Here is a 17,729-nt window from a genome sequence, read left to right on the forward strand (position 1 = left end):
TTTTTTGATTTTGTTTAGGTATGTAGTATGAAGATATGAAGGGAATTAGTTTTTTCTGTTTCATTAGAAGCTGTAATAAGTCAATATGGTGTAGCGAAGAATAGGTAAAGGATTCTTAGAAAGGTCGGTGACCAATATGAGTGATCCAAAACACTTTGTTTCAGCTGGTGTAGTAGTTCTAAATGATGAGGGAAAGATATTACTAATTCGTGGTTCTCGTAGAGGGTGGGAGCAACCAGGAGGACAAGTTGAAGAAGGTGAATCAATTCAAGACGCAGTAATAAGGGAAGTTAAAGAAGAGACTGGAATTGACATTAAAGTGACTAAATTCTGCGGTATATATCAGAATCTAAGTTCAGGTGTTTGTGCTACTTGTTGGTTAGCAAAATCGATAGGAGGTAAATTAGCAACAAGTAGTGAGAGTTTAGAAGTAGGATTTTTTACAGTTGATGAAGCATTAAAGATGGTTACATGGTCGAACTTTAAAGATAGAATCGTTAAAAGTTTAGATGAAAAAGAGCAACCGTTTTTTGTGGCATTTTAATCTGTGGTCAAAAGTGTAGAGTAGAAAGAGTGTAAAATATAGATGTGAAAATGGCTATAGAGGATTGATAAATACAATCTCTTTTCGTGTTTGGAATTCTGTCCATATTTGTATCTACAAATGTTATTTTTATCGTTTGTGGGCTAGGGATGATTATGATGTCTGTTATATTAAAGTTCTTCGTGTTTAGAAATCAATCTGTTCAGGAAGATTCAGAGTTGATGTGTTAACTATAAAAGTATGCCGGAGTAAGTCAAAAGACTTATTCCAGCATACTTTTATAGTATTCTGTTAAGAATGTATCCTACTATTTTTCATAGGTTCGTACGTCTTATCTAGCATTAAATTATAAGTAAGTCCGAGTAATACTAAAAATCCACCAATGATTTTACCGATAGATACATCATTTGACGTGAAAAAATCAATCACAACTCCCATAAATAGTTGCCCTACAAAAATCAGCAACGTTAAATAGAAAGATGATATTTTAGGAGTAATATAGTTTGATAATACAATAACAATAACACCTACTAAGCCCCCTAAATAAACTACAAATGGTATAGAATGCAATGTTGCAGTTGATATGTGAAGTGATTCGTTGCTGAAGATTAAAAATAGAAAAGAAAAAAACAGTCCCGTAATATAATTAAAAAATGTACCTTGGAAAATACCGATTTTTGCTGCTAAGTTAGCATTAATAATTCTGGCAACTACAATGGAAATCCCAACTAAAACGGCGATACAAATATATAACATGATTCCATCCTCCATTAAAATATAGTCATTACAACGATTCCAGAAGAAATAAGCGTTAATCCGATCATTTTTTTCTTTTCAAATTTGACAACTTTCATGCCTAATAAGCCGAAATGATCGATAATAATAGACGAAACAGATTGCCCAAGTAAACTTAAAGCGATTGTAATAGAAACACCAAGTGCTGAAAAGCTTATATTGCTAAACAGTACAGTAAAAACTCCGATAGCCCCTGCACTGTAAAGATAAAGTGGTATCCCTTGCTGCATATGAATTTTAGATTTACTAACAAGTAAAACAATGATAATGGCAACTAATCCAACGATGTGAATCATTACACTAGACGTATAGTTCCCTGTAATTTCAGATAAAATGCCATTGAGTGGAATCATAATAGCGATGAAGGCGCCTATAATAATTGATAGTAAATTATACAATTGCGTTTTCCCCTTTACATTTTTATCTGTAATGTATCATGGGTGAATTGTAAATCACTATGACATATGTCATAGTGATGAAAAGAAATCTTCTTTATAATTGAAAAGAGCTATAAAGGTGGGGGATGTATGAAGAAGATATGTAATTCTTATAAGTTAGAGGAGTATGTGCAACAAAATCATATTGAGTCATTCTTTAGCGACGACATAAGATCCTGTATGGAATTAGTACTTTTTAAAAAGAATGAACATATTTGTAAGGAAAATGAGGATATTCATTATCTGTATTTCTTTGTTGAGGGAAAGGCGAAGGCATATAACACATTAAGTAATGGAAAATCTTTATTATTATGTTTTTACGATGGGTTACAAATGCTTGGGGATGTAGAATTAATTCACTCTAGAAAAACAACTACAAATGTACAAGTAATAGCAGATTCGTATTGTATTGGTATTCCTTTAGAAAAAGTTAGAGAACAATTGCTTCATGACGCAACCTTTTTAAGGAGGATTTGTGATTCTTTAGCTCAAAAATTAAATAGACTTTCAAAAAACAGCACAATTAACTTACTATACCCTCTTGAGAATAGATTAGCTAGCTATATTCTCGCGACAGGAGAAAGTGCGACTCATAATGACAAAAGGGTTATATTTAAGGGGAATTTAACTGAAACATCGGAACTATTAGGAACAAGCTATAGACATTTACTGCGAACATTAAATACCTTTTGTGATAAAAATGTAATAAGAAAAAATAACGGATATTACGAAGTGACAAACATACGGCTTTTAAAGGAGCTTGCAGCGGATATTTATAAATAAACAAAGTGTAAGTACGGTGTTTAAAGATTTTTTGAAGCAGTAAATATGTATTTCAAAAGTACAATCTCGATGATAACGAAAAGTTTCTTATCACTAAGATTGTGCTTTTTTACGTTTACATGTTGATTAGAAAGAGAAACATTTCCCTTGATTTGTAAAAAGGAAATTTATATGATTGAACAAACATATGAATATATGAACAATTGTTCATGTGAAATCCGATAAAAAAGGGATGAGAAAATGTTAGATGTAATTATAGTAGGAGCTGGTCAAGCTGGTCTAGCTATGGGATATTACTTGCAGCAAGGAAATTATAACTTTGTCTTATTAGATGGAGAAAAACGAATTGGCGATTCATGGAGAAAGCGATACGATTCTTTGCAATTGTTTACACCAAGAGCTTATAGTGCATTGCCAGGTATGAACCTAGAAGGAAAGCAAAATGGATTGCCTACTAAAGATGAAATCGCAAATTATTTAGAAGTGTATGCAGAGCGCTTTTCGTTGCCAATTAGGCTACATACAAATGTTTTAAAAGTTAGGAAGCAAGGAAGTGAGTTTGAGGTATATATTCCTAATGAAGTTTTACGATCTAAACGTGTTATTATCGCATTAGGTGCTTTTCAGCAACCTTTTATTCCTGCAATTTCTCAAAACCTTTCAAATGATATACTTCAAATTCATTCTTCACAATATCAATCAGCAATGCAAATTCCAGATGGTCAAGTTCTTGTAGTAGGGGGCGGAAACTCCGGTGCACAAATTACAGTAGAGCTCGCGAAAACTCATGATGTCATGATAGCTATAAGTCATCCTTTTAGATTCTTACCAATGAAGGTAATGGGGAAAAATATTTTTGCTTGGCTTGAAAAAATAGGACTGTTATATGCCGGAACCAATACAAGGCGGGGAAGGTGGTTTCAGAAACAGAAAGATCCTATTTTTGGTTTTGAATGTAGAGAGTTCATTCGCAGTGGGACAATAACAGTGAAGCCAAAGGTAGTAAGTGCAATGCAAAATGAAGTTGTTTTTTCGGATGGTAGTACATACAATCCCCAGAGTATCGTTTGGGCTACAGGATTCATACCGGATTATCAATGGATTGAAATAGAAGGTGCAATAGATAAAACAGGATTTCCCATTCATACAAGAGGTATTAGTCAAGTGCAGGGATTATATTATATTGGCTTACCTTGGCAGTATCAAAGAGGATCGGCACTTCTTTGCGGTGTAGGGCGAGATGCGGAGTTTTTATTTTCAATGCTTCAATAAAAACACAAAAAAAGGGATCGGTAACAATTTGTACCGATCAAATATATGTACATGAATTAGGAGAGGCCAAACTTTTATTAACATTAGTATAATCTATTTGAGTGCATACTGAAACCGAAAAGTGATGATGATATGTTGAGAAAGTTTTTTGATACAAGGTATATATGAATTTAGCGATTTTAAGTACGGAATGTATAGTAATGTTGTACTATAAACTTTATGGTGGTAATTTAGTATAGTTTGCTAGTCGATTTTTCAAAAGCTGATAATGTTTTATTTGGTATTCTTTTGAAAAAAATTATGATAGATTTGTATTACATATATATTTGTTAAATTGTGTAAAATTTATATATTTAAATTGTATTTTCATCAATAGAAGAAGGGATATAATATGAAATTCGATGATCGACGTTTACTAGGGATACGTTTAGGTTCTTTACTTGTAACGGAAGAAAATCAATATTTAGTGATAAAGAAAAAAGAACATTATTCATTGTTAAATATTGAAACTTTAGAGTGTACACCTCTTGAAGTATTATTAGAGCATTTAGAAGAGATGCTTCATGAAGATCTCCAGGAAAGTATAAAGGAGATTATTGCACCGGAGCATTTAAAGCTTGTGGCTAAAAATATCATATAGCAAAAGAAAGGAAAAGGAGCAGGAGATATATTCCTTTTCTTTTTAAATATAACAGGTGGCAATTAAATTTTGCAATAAAAGACAATGTCCTTCTTCAACAAACGAAGCAGAATAATGAAAGAAGAACAAGAAGTTATCGTTACTGATAAGCCACTTGTTCTTCTTTTTCTATGTTTAATTTTCTGGTGATGGACATTGTAAATACGTACTAATCAAACTATAACGGTTTTACAGGTACACATATTTCACAATAATGGTTGTTAATCATATCACTAGTGTATCTTTCTAAAATCGGTTTGTTGTCAATTTGATATCCATTGTTTTGTAAAGCTGGAAAAATTTCAGCCCATGCTTTATGAATATCTTCCGCTGCATGTTTTACTTTGAAAATAACATATTTTCCACCAGAAAGTTCACTTTCGAAAATTGAATCATCAAGTTGATAATCCTTTGAAATGACAATACAAGCATCATACCTACAATTTTCAGGAAGTGTTGTTTCAGGGTTATCTTGTGGAATTCCGAGTATTATCGCCGATCTAGCAAGATTTTTCTCCTCAGCCCATTTCTTTAACTTTTCCATTGCTTGAATGTTGGCAGGACCATATGGACCAACTTGTCGCACATATGCAATGCGATATTTTGGAAGAGTTTCGATTTTAATATTCATAGTTTCTTTTTCCTTTCTCTATTAATATTTAATACATTTCAAATGCTATCATGATATAAAAATGTAATCATTTGTTTTTTTAAAAAATTTATAATTTTCTTATTTAACAACCAGAACGTTTGTTGAGTAAGAAGTAAAAGTGTTGTAAATATTAGTCATGTTATAATATTTACAACACTTTATTTTTTATGACTTTTTACAATTTAGGTCTTGATAATACAACAAAATCCACCTGTATCCAAAACTACAACAGTATAAAATATGTAAATTCCTTATAGATCTAGCAATTTAATAACTTCTCCAATAATTCCTTTAGTTTGATGAACACCTAAGTCTGAATTTGTCATGATTACAGCGCCCGTACCTCTATGTGGGTATGCGACCATCATACATTGAAATCCAACGCCCCAGCCAAGTGAGGATATTTCTATTTCTTGACCTGAGTTATCAAGAAATACTCCTAATCCAGTCCACTTTGAACAACCTTGTGGAGAAATCATTTCTTTAATTATTTTGGGAGAAAGACCGAGTTTACTAGAGCCTTGTAAAGAATGGATGACTTCTATAACTAAGGCAGCTAAATCTGTCGGAGTTGACCAAATCCCTGCAGCAGCCGAATATGGATAGAACGGATACTTTCCATCTACTATATTTCCGTCCTTATTGTGACCACAAGCAAAGTGGGCATTGGTAACTCCTTGTTTAGGGAGTTCTAGTGTACTGTTCTTCATATGTAAAGGTTCGAGTATCAACTCTTTTAATAATAAATCAAAAGATTTTCCGGAAACGTCTTCTATCAGTTGTTCTATGATGCAAAATCCTGCATCGGAATAGTGGAAGCTACTTTCAGGTTCATACCGAACCTCGATAGGGACTGAGCAATAAGGTGTTTCACCTTTAAGAATCTGAAGTATGGTAGGTTTGCGTTGGAGGGGATTATATATATCAAAACTTTCAGGAGGATCAATGATTCCCGATTGATGACTTAATAGATTTCTTAAGGTAATTTTTTTATTATGAGTAAATTCATTTTCAGGAACTTTCCAGGATACAAGACTATTATTTACGTCTTCATCCAGATCCAGTATCCTTTGACCTTCTAATTTTAGTGCCAGCATCGCTGTGAGAAGTTTACTTATGGAACAAGCATTAAAGATGGAATTTACGTTAACTTTTTTAATTGTCCCCACCTCAAGTAGGCCAAAACTTTTAGTCCGTTCCAATTTACCGTCACGAATACTAGCTAGACTGAGCCCAGCTACAGGATATTGCTTCATTCTTTCGTATATATCTAGAGTTTTTAGTTCCATAGATAATTCTCCTTTGCTACTACTAAATATTATATTCACTATATAACAAATAAAATGTTAAATAAAGGAATATAGTGAGAGGTGTCGTATTTAAATAGATTGTGAGTAAGATTTCAAAATTAAGGTATAAAGGGAGAGAGAATAATTGTTTTTGTCGTTAGAGCAAAGAAGAACTCGTATGCTTGCATTGATTTCGCCAATTATCATCATTCTATTAGGTTATATAGGGACAAAGTTATGTTATCCATATTTAAAAGAATGGACTTGGATTGTAACTGCCATTCTATATTGGACATTAATGGGGAGTATGCTGTTTAGTTTTTGTACAAAAGAAGATATAAAAGGATGGTTTGAAAAGGGAAAACAGAGTAAGCCGTTGCTTTTACTTGCAATTCTTATTGGTGTTTTTCCGATGCTAGGAATATTATTATTGAATTATTATTGAATTATGATTTATTGATAACATACCCCGTTTATATTCTATACTGGCTTTTATTTGCGTGTATCAATCCATGGATTGAAGAGGGATATTGGAGGGGGCTTATAATAGAGGCTGGTAAAATGCTGCCGAAAAGTGTAATCATACTGTATTCGACTGTGTTGTTTGTTGTAAGTCACCCGATGATGTGGGGGGTGTTTTCTATTGCAAATCGGTCGAGTCAATTGTACATATCACTTTTTATAATGGGTATCATATGGAGCGTAATTCGTTTTAAAACAAATAGTTTAAGATATAGTGTCTTTTCTCATTTTTTAGTAGATATCGGAAATATGACGGTGTATGTATTTTTGAATTTGTATATTCCACCACAGATGTAGTTAAACAATGTTAGTTTGATTTAAAGAGTTAGGGGATACATAAATCTCCTTGGATATAGAGGCTGATGTGATAAGACATCAGCCTCTATATTTTATATATTCCATTTCAAAATTAGCCCCGCATGTACAAGTCCACCACCAAATCCATACAAAAGTAAAGTGTCGCCATTATTGATTTTTCCATCCTTTAGTCCAATATCAAGCGCTAACGGGATAGAGGCAGCAGAAGTGTTTCCACAATATTGTAGACTCATTAATGTACGATCAAGAGAAAAACCAGTTCGTTCACAGATGGATTCAATCATCCTTAAATTCACGCTATGTGGAATAAACCAATCAATATTAGATATATTTAAATGATTTTTTTCTAGTAATTCTTGTACACCTTGAGGAACCGTGTTTACGGCCCATTTATAAACGGCGCTGCCATTTTGAACAAGGTATGGGGTATCTTGTAATGCCTCTCCGTTCATCGTTTTTGATAGAGCAGTCTGGTATAAGTTAATTCCACCAGAACCTTTAGATCCCATATGAGTTCCTAAGAAACTTGGGTTCTGTTCATCATATTCTACAAGAGCTGCACCAGCACCGTCTCCGAAAAGGATACAAGTCGTACGGTCGCTATAATCTGTAATTTTTGAAAGTGTTTCGGCACCGATAACAAGTATTTTTTTGTTTATACCTGACGTAATAAGGCCGTTAGCAACGATGAGTCCATATACAAATCCTGCGCAAGCAGCACTCAAATCAATTGCGCCTGTATGAGGGATTTCAAAATGCGCTTGAACTTGACTTGCGGTATTGGGGAACATGTAATCAGGTGTAGCAGTTGCGACAATAATTAAATCAACGTCATCGATGGAAACATGGAATCGATCAATTAAATTTTGGACTGCTCGGATACATAAAGTTGTAGAAAACTCATCAGAGGAAGTAATTCTTCGTTCGTGCATACCGGTGCGTTGTACGATCCATTCATCTGTTGTTTCAACAAGATTTGATAAATCTTCATTTGATAGTACTTTTTCAGGAACATAAGTACCTACAGCGGTGATTCGGGCTTTTGAGTTCATGTAAATCCTCCCTTTCTATATTTATATCTAATTATATCACCTGGTACTAATTTTGTGTGTTTATTTTTAAAGATTCAATCATTTACAAAAAGAAGTGGTAGATGTTTAATTTTGGAAATCGATAAGATGTGAATGCAGGTATAATAAGGGGGACGTAGTGAGAGAAATAGTATTATTATCCTGTTGCTCAAACATGAAAATTAAAAAGCCACATAAAAATGTAGGGGGCTTGGATAAAAAAATTTATATGACTATATATGAAATGTAGATTACCGATTATATAAATCTCTGTTTATCGAATAAAAGGTGCCTTTTGTTTAGAGAGTAAATCTTTGAATTCTTGCTCTTGATTTTTCCAAATTGGAGGCAGTTTATGAATTGGAAAGAATTTTAATTTGAGTGATTCGGAATTATTTTCATGTAGCTGCCCCGTATAGTCCCGACAAGTAAACATAATTTTTACTAAAGAAACTTGCCATTTTGTAATGTAGAATCTAGGTTCTTGCCAGAGTAGATTCCTAGTAGTTCCATTTCCCCTAAATGTAAACCTGTTTCCTCAAGAGCTTCTCGTCTAGCTGTATCTTGAACACTTTCGCCTAATTCCATAAAGCCTCCAGGGTGTCCCCATAATTGATTATCGGATCGCTGCTGTAATAAGAGATGATTGTTAGAATCAAAAATAAATACACCAGAAGCTACCATAATGACTTTATTGTGACCAACAAAATTTCTTAAATATGTAATATAGTCCATAAGCTCTCCTCGTAATCTATTTTTATCTCGCTATTTGCGGGCAGTAAAACGCCCGCTGATTAAAGTTTCAATTTATAGTACTATCATTTATTCCTTTATTAGAGATTGCAAGATTCTATTCAAATCATGTTGTGGATTCTCCTTGAAAAATATTTTGAAGACTTGGTTGTATTTCCATCCATATTATACATGAAAATGATTATATGGTAAAATTTAGATGTAGGGGGGTACGGATATGAAAGAAGTTGTACAAATTCCAAAAACGAAATTTGAAACATATATAGAAGTACTTTCTTTTTGTTTATTATTCAGTATTTTTGTATATGTATTTTATATGTGGTCTGAACTACCAGAGAGGATACCTTCTCATTTTGATGGGATGGGGAGACCTGATGGATGGAGTGGAAAAGAAAGTATTCTAATCTTGCCAATCATAGGGTTGTTTTTGTTTTTTCTATTAACTATGTTAGGGAAGGCTTCCCAAATGTTTAATTATTCTACGAATGTACCAGAAGAAAAAGCACCAAAATTATATGTAGAAGGAAGAAGATTAATGATTGCTTTAAATATTGAAATTACCTTCTTCTTCGTCATTGGTACATGGAAGGAAGTACAAACTGCAATAGGTAAAGCTGATGGATTAGGTGTTTGGTTTTTGACGAGTTTTTTAGTGATTTTATTTGGTACTTTAATAGTTTATATCATTCGATTTCGCTGTGTATAACATGAATAGACCCGTACGTAAGGAGATGAGGATATGGAATTTTTAGTTGTGATACCGTTTATTGCGTTTGGTATGATTTATATTGGGGAGAAACTAAATCGGATTCAAAAAAGAAATGATGCTAGACTTAAGCGAATAGAGCATAGGTTAGAGCTAATTACAAAACAAATGGGGATTATAGAAGCAGCACCTGAAATTAATAAGGAACTACGTCAACTTATGAATGATGGAAAAACGATCACTGCGATTAAGAAAGTACGAGAAACATTTGGTTATTCATTGCTTGAAGCAAAGGAATATGTGGATGCTTTATAACAGCATAAATAGTAGCGTATATTAATATGAAAAAAGATAAGCATATAAATGAACTGTACCCCGAATCATGGACTTTTTTAAGTGTCCACGATTCGAGGTACAGTTCACAATTAATGATAGCGCTTTTTCTTTTATTTATATTTTATTATAAGAATTAAAATGTTTCTCCATGTTCTCTTAAAACATACTGAATTGAATTGTTTTCTAGATTTGGAGCAAATGTTTCTCCATGTTCTAAGGCCTTAGATGTTGTATTTGTGGAAGTGAAACTAAAAAGCACTACTAATCCAAATGTAACTCCCAAAAATTGAATTGTTTTTTTCATTATTTTAGTGCCTCCTTTTCTTGTAGTTTTTCTTCGGCTTTGTGAGACTTATAAAAATATAGGCTTGCTTTGTCTGGTTGATTAGAAGAATAGAATTTTAAAGCCAATTGCTTAGAATAGTCGTGTACGAACCCTAATAAACCTTCTCGCTCAAAGTACTGAATTCCTTCTGAAATTATATTTTCAAATTTTTCGGTGGATTCAGATGTGTTTAAAGCATTTAAAATTAAGAAATGGTGTTTATATTCTGTATTACTAATGCGCTTGCAAACATCTAAACCAGTATTAATTAACTTAGAAGTTTCTTCGGTATTACCAAGTTTGTAGTTTTCCCTTGCGAGTAGGAAAATTGCTTTGAAGCTTTTTTCAGGAGTATCAATAGCATTAGATAAGTTCCTAATTGCTGCTTCTGAATGATTTTGTTCGGCATACAGGAAACCTAAATTATGTCTAACTTTTAGTCCTAATATTGTATTACGCTGCTTTGTAACAATATTGATGGCATCATGGAAGTATTCTTCTGCAGTTTCATATTGCTTTAAAGAAGTACAAGTAAGACCGAGTATATTACTACACGATGCTACATTAATTTCGTATCCTGATTTGGTTTCAAAATATTTTTTTGCACGGTTAGCATATTTTACAGCAATTAATGGTCGACGCACTTGGTAGTAAAATGCAGCGGATTTGTAATAAAATTCAGCTTTTTCAATCTCATCCGGAATGTTATCTAATAAACCTTTTGCCTGATTAAAATAAGAATCAGCATCATTATATTGCCCTGTTTCTGTAGCATGTATCGCTTTAAAGAAATAATAATAATAATTTAAAAGTTCTTCACTTGGTTTATTAAATGTTTCAATTTTCTTTAGGAGTGTATTCGAATTCTCGTAGTCTTTATTTAGCATATTAAATCTAAATTCAAGGAGTGAGTAATATAAAAGGATGTTTTGATTCTCTTGGATGTTTTCGATTTTAATTTTTACTTCATTGTATAATTCTTGTGAAATATCTAAGTTTTGACTACGTATTGAATCATGCCATTTATTTAATAAACCAGTAATTTCACTTAGAGTTACAGTTGTAGCCCCTATGGAATAACCTCCTAGTATAAATAATCTATTTTTTATAATTTTATCGAAATTGTAAATATTTAGATATCGAGAAATTTATTTCTTAATAAAATTCTATTGTTTTTTGTTCTATTAAAATTTTTAGAGTGGATTTTGTTATTTACTTAGTTTTTAAATTGTAATAATTATAATTATCTATGAGTGGTAAATTACGAGGATGTAACTTCTAAAGTAATAAGCTAAATGAGGTAAGGTTGATGTGCGAAAATAACTATGAAGTGATAAAGGTGCAACAAAAAAGTTCAAATGGAGCAAGTAGATATAGTTATGCCATTCCCAAAGATGTTTCTTTCAAAAATTCAATAATCTATGAACCTATAGGCTCTGTTGCAAAGAGGTATAGAAACCATTCATCATTCATGCTCTATATAAACAAAATCGAAGTCTTCAAACAGACTTCGGTTTTTCAGCGTACAATGAATTACAGAATCTATTAACAGTTGCATAACATGTAGTCGTAATTCCCGCACCTGTTTTGAGGTTAAGAAACTTTGCAACAGAACCAGAAATCTTAATTTACCCATGTTTTTTCTTGAAAGATATTTGGAAAGAATGTGGATGGTATCAGTCTAGCCTGAGATAATAGAAAAAGTAATTCAGTATGAATGATTGTAGTGGAGGAAGAAAATGAATTTGAAATATAAATGTTTAATATTAGATCATGATGACACAGCAGTGAAAAGTACACCGGATATACACTATCCATCTTTTGTAGAAGCATTACAAGACTTAAGACCAGATGAAAAGCCGTTATCGTTAGAAGAATTTGTTACATATTGTTTTCATCCTGGGTTCATGAGTTTGTGTAAAGATAAGATTGGTTTTACTCCGGAAGAACAAGAACATCAACAAAAAATTTGGAAGAAGTATATAGAATCAACGATTCCGGATTTTTATGAAGGGTTTCCGGAACTGGTACAAGCGTTCAAAGAACAAGGTGGAATCGTAACAGTTGTTTCCCACTCTGAGAGTAGTCGTATTAAGAGAGATTATGAAAAACACTGTGGGTTCGTTCCTGATGCAGTATTTGGATGGGAGCTAGAAGAAGATCAAAGAAAACCGCATCCATATCCAGTGAAAAAGATTCTGTCCATGTTTAATTTGCATGAAGACGAAGTCATCGTGTTAGATGATTTAAAGCCTGCACTGGAAATGGCGAAGAGCTGTAACGTTGCATTTGCTGCAGCAGGTTGGTCGCATCATATTCCGAAGATTAAAAAGCAAATGGAAGAGGAATCAGATTATTATTTTGAGAGTGTAGAGCAGTTTAAACAATTTATTTTTGAAGAGTAAAGTGAAAAAGAACTTGGTAATATGCCAAGTTCTTTTTCATCAATAATTAGATTTATAACATTTGTTGAGCCAACTAGATAAGTTGCCTTTTGAGTTTTTTTTTGTCAATAAGTGCCTTCAGTTATTGCAATAGTTGTATGCATGCATTCTTTTTAAATAATAAATGATAGAAAAAAGCGTACAGATTTTTGTACGCTTTTTCCTCTTGAAATAAATTGAAATAATATTTTCAAAAGAAAATGGAACAAAACAATCTGTTACCTTGTCTATATTATGAGGAAATTGCAAAATATAGTGAGGAAAGGTCTTTATGCTTATTGGTATAAGCTGAGGTGTTGGAATGGAAGATAAGGTTATTCAAAAATATAATGATAATGAAATAGATTGTGTGATAGAAGAATATTGGCAAGATGTGTGGAATTATTCTTTTATTATTACAAAAGACGCACATTTATCAGATGATATAACACAGGATGTATTTATAAAGGTATTTAAGAATTGGCATTCATTTCGAAATGAATCATCTATTAAGACATGGTTACTAAAGATTACAAGGAATACAGCATTAAATTACTTGAAAGCTGCTTACTTTAAGAGAATTTCTTTAGTGGGTATATTTAGAAGTGATAAGGAATATCCGTCTGCAGAACAGCAATTTTTTCAAAAAGAAAACATAGATGAGGTTTGGCATATTGTATTGAAATTACCTAAGAAGTATCGTGAAGTAATAATATTAGATGCAAAATATGAATTATCTTATGAAGAGATTGCTGAAACCTTAGGAGTGTCCATTGGGACTGTGAAGTCTAGGATACATAGGGCGCGTGCAAGAGTTTCAAAAATATTTGCGGAGGATGCATGATGAGTACTGATAGAAAACCAGATTGGTATAAAAAGTTACAAAATGGACCGATGAAGAAACGTGGAGATAAAGAAGAATTTATTCGTAAGATCAAACAATCTATTCATAAAACGGAAGGGGAGTATCAAGAAAAATACAGAAGACCGTTTCGTATAAACGTTTTAGCTGCTACAGTTATTTGTACTTTTGCAATTGTACTAGTGAATTTTCAACAATCTTGGTTTGGTAGTAATAAGCAATCTGTACAAAGTAGTACACAAATTGAAGTTAAGATGAAAGATGAATCCACTGAAGATCAATCATTAAAGCAATTTATGAATGAATTAAATCAAAAATTGAGTGTAAAGGATACAAATGTTTTACATGACATAATCAATGAAGAAATTATTTTTAAAGGGGAAAAATATAATAAAAATGAACGGAAGTCCTATGAGGGCATTTTAAATAATCTACAAGTTGCTCTTGCTATGGGAGGAGAATTTATAAATGATACAAAAAGTTTATATAAAATACCTAGTGGATTAGCAGAAAGTAATCAGAATAAGAACGAACATTATTTATATGGAACTGTTGTTGGGGAGAAAACAAAGATTTTTGCTCAACCTCAAAATAATTCGAGGGTTGTATACCATGCGTCTAACGAAATGGTGAAAGCATGGATGCCAGCAAAAATAAGGGGGAGTGGTTATATAAAGGTAACGACGATGAATGGTTATACTGGTTATGTGGAAGAAAGTCGTATTTCAACTGATATCGAATATTCATTTACCTTCGAAAAACAAAACGATGGAATGTGGAAAATAAAAATGATAGATTCTATTTGGTAAAAGGGACAGGTTCATTGAATTGAACCTGTCTCTTTACTTTTGTTTTCTTTTTGAAGAATATCCCAAGCACTTAAAATATTTGCAGCAACGGGAGCGGCACTCTTTCCACCGAAATCACCACCAGGAATAATGACAGAAATCGCAATCTGTGGATTAGTAGCAGGAGCATATGCAATAAATAGAGAATGGTTGACGATTTTATCTTGTTTGTTTGGAGAACTTGTGGTACCTGTTTTTCCAGCAACGTCAAACGGTAAATCTTTAATCTCTTGTATATTGTTACTCATACCGTTTCTCAGCACATCCCAAAATATTGTAGGGTAATGATTTGAACTTTCTGCGATAGGCTTAAATTCTTTTAGCATTGTACCATGATTGTTTATGATAGCATTGACGATTTGAGGTTTGTATTTTATGCCTTTATTTGCAAGGGTTGCCGCATATTGAACGAGTTGAAGAGGTGTGTGTACTTCATTTCCTCCCCAAGAAGCATTTAATAAAGCTGAAATCCCGTTTTCAAAATCCCCAGCGTTATGTAATTCGTATTTACTGCCCTCTTCAAAAGGTAAGTCAATCCCAGTTTTAGAACGAAGGCCGAATTTTTCTAAATAACTTGTCCAAATGGTAGACACCTTCTCCAAGTTTCCATTATTTTGATTAAATAATGGAATGGCTACTTTAGCTGTCATAAACGTATTGGATGAATTCATAATGGCCTGACTTGGTGTAATTTCACCAGTCGGGGTACCTGGATCGTTTTTGATATTATTCTCATCATTATAATGAAAGCTCCCTTGATCTAAATACGTATCTGATGGCTGAATGAGCTTTTCATTTAAACCCATTAAAATAGTAAGCGGCTTGATTGTGGATCCCATATTTACATAGGAGTCACCATATTTTAGTTTTTGAATCGTTTTATTTTGTGAAAGAATTTTCAACTGCTTGCTTTTAGTAAGAGCTATATTTGTGTTTAATATGTTTGGATCAAAAACAGAGGAGTTAGCCATAGCTAATATTTCTCCTGTTTTTACATTCATTGCAACAGCGTACCCATCATTTGCGTTAGGGGTAGTGTTAATTTGAGATTTTAGTACTTCTTCTGTTTTCTGTTGAAGCTTGGAATCTAGTGATAGCTGAATATCTTTTCCGCTTTTTGTTTTTTGTATGTTCCAGGAGTATTTTTTATCACTGATTTTAAGAATGATATTTTTTTTCGGGATACCTTTTAATTCATTTTCATATTGAAGCTCAATTCCATTTGCACCAACAGGAACAGAATTAGAATGAGTTTTCTCTTTAATGTTATCTACATATCCAACTACTTGTGAACCAATTTCATGTTGTGGGTAGACACGTATCGATTCATTTTTTACGATGAAATTTTGAAGTTTATTTTTATTTATATAGGCTAATTCTCTTTCAGTGACGTTCGAGTATAGTAGTATTTTCTTTTCGTTATGATGCTGACAAGATTCTTGTAATTGTGTTTTTATTTCATTTATAGGAATGTCATGATGAAATGTAGCCGAAAACTGATTTAAGAAATTTACTAGATCCGTTGTTTCTTTGGCAGTTGGACATTCGCTATTCCACAAGTAATACAAAGAATTTCCTTTTTTATTTGTAGCGAGTATGATGCCATTTCGATCGATAATTTTACCTCTTTCAGCTGGAGAAGTTGTAATAGCTAAAGAAATAAAGCCTGTTTGAAACAGAAGTGTTAATATAACTCCTATCATAAAAAAGGTCGTTAAAATCATCCATCTTTTCTGTTGTATATGTACCATAAAATTCTCCCTTACTTAGATTCCATCTTATCTTAAAATCTATTAATTTTTTTGTAAATACGGGAACAAATTTATTATACGTGTTGTCTATTAAGTGTAATAGCATTTTTAAAGAAGTAAGATATGAAGAAAGGGGCGGTCATAATGAAAAAGAAAATGATGTTAAAAGTAGGTCTATGTGTAAGTTTATTAGGGGTAAGTCAATTTGCAAGTGCGACATTCCCAGCGCAAGCTGTAGGAAATGAAGAGCGAAACGTAATTAAAAACCAAGAAGGTACGATTTCAATCTCTCAGTTAAATTCATATGTATGGGTTCATACAGAAGTGGGTTATTTTAATGGGGAAACAGTGCCTTCGAATGGTCTTATCCTTAATACATCCAAAGGGCTAGTGCTTATTGAATCCTCTTGGGATGACAAACTTACAAAAGAGCTAATAGAAATGATTGAAAAGAAGTTTCATAAACCAATAACAGATGCAATCATTACGCATGCACACGCAGACCGAATTGGAGGAATCAAAACGTTAAAAGAAAAAGGGGTTAAAGTACATAGTACAGCTCTAACGGCTACACTAGCAAAGAAGTATGGTTATGAAGAACCAATTGCGGATTTGAAGGAAATTACAAATATGAAGTTTGGAAATATGAAAGTAGAAGCCTTTTATCCTGGAAAAGGACATACGGAAGACAATATTACAGTATGGTTACCGCAATATAAAATTCTATTTGGAGGTTGTTTAGTAAAATCGGCAGATGCGAAAGATTTAGGAAATGTTGCGGATGCATATGTAGATGAATGGTCACATTCAGTTGGAAAAGTGATGAGTCGATATAAAAACATAAAATCAGTTGTACCAGGGCATGGAGAGGTAGGGGATAGCCGCTTACTTTCTCATACGTTAGATTTATTGAAATCGAAATAGAATTAAAGATGTATTGAAAAGAACCCTTTTTAAGGGTTCTTTCATTTTTGTATGCTTTTTTTACTTTGTTGATTTTTTTACTTGATGATCTTTTCCCCATTCACACATCTCATTCATAATTTGGATTAAAGACTTTCCGTATTCGCTTATTACATACTCGACTTTTGGTGGAACTTCTTGATATACAATACGATGGATAATACCGTCAGCTTCAAGTTGACGCAATTGTTGGGTCAGAACTTTTTGTGTAATATCTGGAATAGCACGTTTCAGTTCATTTGTCCGTTTCTTTCCATCAATTAGAACGCACAAAATATTACTCTTCCATTTTCCGCCGATGACTTCAAGTGTAGTAGAGATAGGGAAGTCGTTATTTTGATTCATATTACACCTCCATAGGTACTTCAAGGTTCCTATAGCACCTGAAAGTACGTACTTTT

Annotated in this window: 22 protein-coding genes and 1 pseudogene; 13 read left to right on the forward strand and 10 right to left on the reverse strand. The window is 32.9% G+C overall.

Translation table 11 applies throughout. The features are described 5' to 3' along the window. The first annotated feature begins 136 nt into the window (after positions 1-136). Positions 137-544, forward strand: coding sequence for an NUDIX hydrolase (locus AZF08_RS24125; RefSeq protein WP_033677068.1), 408 nt, complete (start codon positions 137-139; stop codon positions 542-544). 291 nt (positions 545-835) lie between these two features. Here the strand turns inward: AZF08_RS24125 and AZF08_RS24130 are convergent, their stop codons facing one another. Beyond that, entirely contained in the window at positions 836-1,300 is a 465-nt protein-coding gene (locus tag AZF08_RS24130) for a DMT family transporter (RefSeq protein ID WP_033677067.1), read from the reverse strand. A gap of 14 nt (positions 1,301-1,314) precedes the next feature. After that, positions 1,315-1,737 carry a DMT family transporter gene (locus AZF08_RS24135; RefSeq protein ID WP_033677066.1) on the reverse strand — a complete coding sequence of 141 codons (423 nt, stop codon included), beginning with the start codon at positions 1,735-1,737 and terminating at the stop codon, positions 1,315-1,317. A gap of 129 nt (positions 1,738-1,866) precedes the next feature. Here AZF08_RS24135 and yeiL point away from each other — a divergent pair, with 129 nt between their 5' ends. The 3 genes from yeiL (at position 1,867) to AZF08_RS24150 (ending at position 4,471) form a co-directional block, all read left to right on the forward strand. After that, a complete protein-coding gene (gene yeiL, locus AZF08_RS24140) occupies positions 1,867-2,559 on the forward strand; it encodes a transcriptional regulator YeiL (RefSeq protein ID WP_033677064.1) in 693 nt (230 codons plus the stop codon). Positions 2,560-2,799: 240 nt separating this feature from the next. Further along, complete coding sequence (locus tag AZF08_RS24145) at positions 2,800-3,831, forward strand: flavin-containing monooxygenase (protein ID WP_033677062.1); 1,032 nt, start codon at positions 2,800-2,802, stop codon at positions 3,829-3,831. A 391-nt stretch (positions 3,832-4,222) separates the two neighbouring features. After that, the gene (locus AZF08_RS24150) at positions 4,223-4,471 is read left to right on the forward strand and encodes a hypothetical protein (protein ID WP_033677061.1); all 249 of its coding nucleotides are present in this window, start codon (positions 4,223-4,225) and stop codon (positions 4,469-4,471) included. Positions 4,472-4,688: 217 nt separating this feature from the next. On the opposite strand, the gene AZF08_RS24155 is transcribed toward AZF08_RS24150, so the two are convergent. Both AZF08_RS24155 and AZF08_RS24160 read right to left on the reverse strand, forming a co-directional pair. Next, on the reverse strand, positions 4,689-5,141 hold the full coding sequence (locus tag AZF08_RS24155) for an AraC family transcriptional regulator (protein ID WP_033677059.1): 453 nt from the start codon (positions 5,139-5,141) through the stop codon (positions 4,689-4,691). A 272-nt stretch (positions 5,142-5,413) separates the two neighbouring features. Beyond that, positions 5,414-6,451 carry a serine hydrolase domain-containing protein gene (locus AZF08_RS24160; RefSeq protein WP_033677057.1) on the reverse strand — a complete coding sequence of 346 codons (1,038 nt, stop codon included), beginning with the start codon at positions 6,449-6,451 and terminating at the stop codon, positions 5,414-5,416. A 145-nt stretch (positions 6,452-6,596) separates the two neighbouring features. Between AZF08_RS24160 and AZF08_RS24165 the strand changes: the two genes are divergently transcribed. Together AZF08_RS24165 and AZF08_RS32285 are read left to right on the forward strand one after the other, a co-directional pair. Continuing rightward, a complete protein-coding gene (locus tag AZF08_RS24165; protein WP_033677055.1) occupies positions 6,597-6,896 on the forward strand; it encodes a hypothetical protein in 300 nt (99 codons plus the stop codon). Positions 6,897-6,907: 11 nt separating this feature from the next. Then, positions 6,908-7,270 (forward strand): CPBP family intramembrane glutamic endopeptidase, encoded by a 363-nt coding sequence (locus tag AZF08_RS32285; protein ID WP_161486807.1) that lies wholly within the window; start codon positions 6,908-6,910, stop codon positions 7,268-7,270. A gap of 92 nt (positions 7,271-7,362) precedes the next feature. Here AZF08_RS32285 and AZF08_RS24175 read toward each other — a convergent pair whose 3' ends face one another. Both AZF08_RS24175 and AZF08_RS32060 read right to left on the reverse strand, forming a co-directional pair. After that, positions 7,363-8,343 (reverse strand): ketoacyl-ACP synthase III, encoded by a 981-nt coding sequence (locus AZF08_RS24175; RefSeq protein ID WP_033677051.1) that lies wholly within the window; start codon positions 8,341-8,343, stop codon positions 7,363-7,365. A 462-nt stretch (positions 8,344-8,805) separates the two neighbouring features. Then, positions 8,806-9,096 (reverse strand): NUDIX domain-containing protein, encoded by a 291-nt coding sequence (locus AZF08_RS32060; protein ID WP_321141629.1) that lies wholly within the window; start codon positions 9,094-9,096, stop codon positions 8,806-8,808. Between the two features lie 235 nt (positions 9,097-9,331). On the opposite strand from AZF08_RS32060, the gene AZF08_RS24185 reads away from it, so the two are divergent. Both AZF08_RS24185 and AZF08_RS24190 read left to right on the forward strand, forming a co-directional pair. After that, positions 9,332-9,820: a DUF1648 domain-containing protein gene (locus AZF08_RS24185; RefSeq protein ID WP_033677049.1), complete on the forward strand. Its 489-nt coding sequence runs from the start codon at positions 9,332-9,334 to the stop codon at positions 9,818-9,820. Between the two features lie 33 nt (positions 9,821-9,853). Beyond that, a complete protein-coding gene (locus AZF08_RS24190; protein WP_033677047.1) occupies positions 9,854-10,135 on the forward strand; it encodes a hypothetical protein in 282 nt (93 codons plus the stop codon). 154 nt (positions 10,136-10,289) lie between these two features. On the opposite strand, the gene AZF08_RS30935 is transcribed toward AZF08_RS24190, so the two are convergent. Next, the gene (locus AZF08_RS30935; protein WP_167332927.1) at positions 10,290-10,460 is read right to left on the reverse strand and encodes a hypothetical protein; all 171 of its coding nucleotides are present in this window, start codon (positions 10,458-10,460) and stop codon (positions 10,290-10,292) included. Further along, positions 10,460-11,611, reverse strand: coding sequence for a Rap family tetratricopeptide repeat protein (locus AZF08_RS24195; RefSeq protein WP_321141630.1), 1,152 nt, complete (start codon positions 11,609-11,611; stop codon positions 10,460-10,462). Before AZF08_RS24195 ends, AZF08_RS30935 begins: the two co-directional genes overlap by 1 nt. Before the next feature lie 337 nt (positions 11,612-11,948). Here AZF08_RS24195 and AZF08_RS31615 point away from each other — a divergent pair. The 4 genes and pseudogenes from AZF08_RS31615 to AZF08_RS24215 all read left to right on the forward strand — a co-directional run. Next, positions 11,949-12,041: pseudogene (locus AZF08_RS31615) on the forward strand (IS6 family transposase); the annotation flags it as partial. Positions 12,042-12,220: 179 nt separating this feature from the next. After that, the gene (locus tag AZF08_RS24205) at positions 12,221-12,886 is read left to right on the forward strand and encodes an HAD family hydrolase (RefSeq protein WP_033677041.1); all 666 of its coding nucleotides are present in this window, start codon (positions 12,221-12,223) and stop codon (positions 12,884-12,886) included. 340 nt (positions 12,887-13,226) lie between these two features. Further along, the gene (locus AZF08_RS24210; RefSeq protein WP_033677040.1) at positions 13,227-13,748 is read left to right on the forward strand and encodes an RNA polymerase sigma factor; all 522 of its coding nucleotides are present in this window, start codon (positions 13,227-13,229) and stop codon (positions 13,746-13,748) included. After that, complete coding sequence (locus AZF08_RS24215) at positions 13,748-14,575, forward strand: hypothetical protein (RefSeq protein WP_033677038.1); 828 nt, start codon at positions 13,748-13,750, stop codon at positions 14,573-14,575. Before AZF08_RS24210 ends, AZF08_RS24215 begins: the two co-directional genes overlap by 1 nt. Positions 14,576-14,586: 11 nt before the next feature. On the opposite strand, the gene AZF08_RS24220 is transcribed toward AZF08_RS24215, so the two are convergent. Beyond that, positions 14,587-16,365 (reverse strand): peptidoglycan D,D-transpeptidase FtsI family protein, encoded by a 1,779-nt coding sequence (locus AZF08_RS24220; protein WP_033677036.1) that lies wholly within the window; start codon positions 16,363-16,365, stop codon positions 14,587-14,589. Between the two features lie 144 nt (positions 16,366-16,509). Here AZF08_RS24220 and bla point away from each other — a divergent pair, with 144 nt between their 5' ends. After that, positions 16,510-17,289, forward strand: coding sequence for a subclass B1 metallo-beta-lactamase (gene bla / locus AZF08_RS24225; RefSeq protein ID WP_033677034.1), 780 nt, complete (start codon positions 16,510-16,512; stop codon positions 17,287-17,289). Positions 17,290-17,349: 60 nt separating this feature from the next. Here bla and AZF08_RS24230 read toward each other — a convergent pair whose 3' ends face one another. Further along, positions 17,350-17,673 (reverse strand): winged helix-turn-helix transcriptional regulator, encoded by a 324-nt coding sequence (locus tag AZF08_RS24230; protein WP_033677033.1) that lies wholly within the window; start codon positions 17,671-17,673, stop codon positions 17,350-17,352. Between the last annotated feature and the right edge of the window lie 56 nt (positions 17,674-17,729).

The organism is Bacillus gaemokensis, assembly GCF_001590835.1.
Classification (GTDB): domain Bacteria; phylum Bacillota; class Bacilli; order Bacillales; family Bacillaceae_G; genus Bacillus_A; species Bacillus_A gaemokensis.

Bases quoted from the DNA above. Each gene is read 5' to 3' on its own strand.
- AZF08_RS24125 (WP_033677068.1), top strand. From the start codon at position 137: ATGAGTGATCCAAAACACTTTGTTTCAGCTGGTGTAGTAGTTCTAAAT.
- AZF08_RS24130 (WP_033677067.1), bottom strand. From the start codon at position 1,300: ATGTTATATATTTGTATCGCCGTTTTAGTTGGGATTTCCATTGTAGTT.
- yeiL (WP_033677064.1), top strand. From the start codon at position 1,867: ATGAAGAAGATATGTAATTCTTATAAGTTAGAGGAGTATGTGCAACAA.
- AZF08_RS24145 (WP_033677062.1), top strand. From the start codon at position 2,800: ATGTTAGATGTAATTATAGTAGGAGCTGGTCAAGCTGGTCTAGCTATG.
- AZF08_RS24150 (WP_033677061.1), top strand. From the start codon at position 4,223: ATGAAATTCGATGATCGACGTTTACTAGGGATACGTTTAGGTTCTTTA.
- AZF08_RS24155 (WP_033677059.1), bottom strand. From the start codon at position 5,141: ATGAATATTAAAATCGAAACTCTTCCAAAATATCGCATTGCATATGTG.
- AZF08_RS24160 (WP_033677057.1), bottom strand. From the start codon at position 6,451: ATGGAACTAAAAACTCTAGATATATACGAAAGAATGAAGCAATATCCT.
- AZF08_RS24175 (WP_033677051.1), bottom strand. From the start codon at position 8,343: ATGAACTCAAAAGCCCGAATCACCGCTGTAGGTACTTATGTTCCTGAA.
- AZF08_RS32060 (WP_321141629.1), bottom strand. From the start codon at position 9,096: ATGGACTATATTACATATTTAAGAAATTTTGTTGGTCACAATAAAGTC.
- AZF08_RS24185 (WP_033677049.1), top strand. From the start codon at position 9,332: ATGAAAGAAGTTGTACAAATTCCAAAAACGAAATTTGAAACATATATA.
- AZF08_RS24190 (WP_033677047.1), top strand. From the start codon at position 9,854: ATGGAATTTTTAGTTGTGATACCGTTTATTGCGTTTGGTATGATTTAT.
- AZF08_RS30935 (WP_167332927.1), bottom strand. From the start codon at position 10,460: ATGAAAAAAACAATTCAATTTTTGGGAGTTACATTTGGATTAGTAGTG.
- AZF08_RS24205 (WP_033677041.1), top strand. From the start codon at position 12,221: ATGAATTTGAAATATAAATGTTTAATATTAGATCATGATGACACAGCA.
- AZF08_RS24210 (WP_033677040.1), top strand. From the start codon at position 13,227: ATGGAAGATAAGGTTATTCAAAAATATAATGATAATGAAATAGATTGT.
- AZF08_RS24215 (WP_033677038.1), top strand. From the start codon at position 13,748: ATGAGTACTGATAGAAAACCAGATTGGTATAAAAAGTTACAAAATGGA.
- AZF08_RS24220 (WP_033677036.1), bottom strand. From the start codon at position 16,365: ATGGTACATATACAACAGAAAAGATGGATGATTTTAACGACCTTTTTT.
- bla (WP_033677034.1), top strand. From the start codon at position 16,510: ATGAAAAAGAAAATGATGTTAAAAGTAGGTCTATGTGTAAGTTTATTA.
- AZF08_RS24230 (WP_033677033.1), bottom strand. From the start codon at position 17,673: ATGAATCAAAATAACGACTTCCCTATCTCTACTACACTTGAAGTCATC.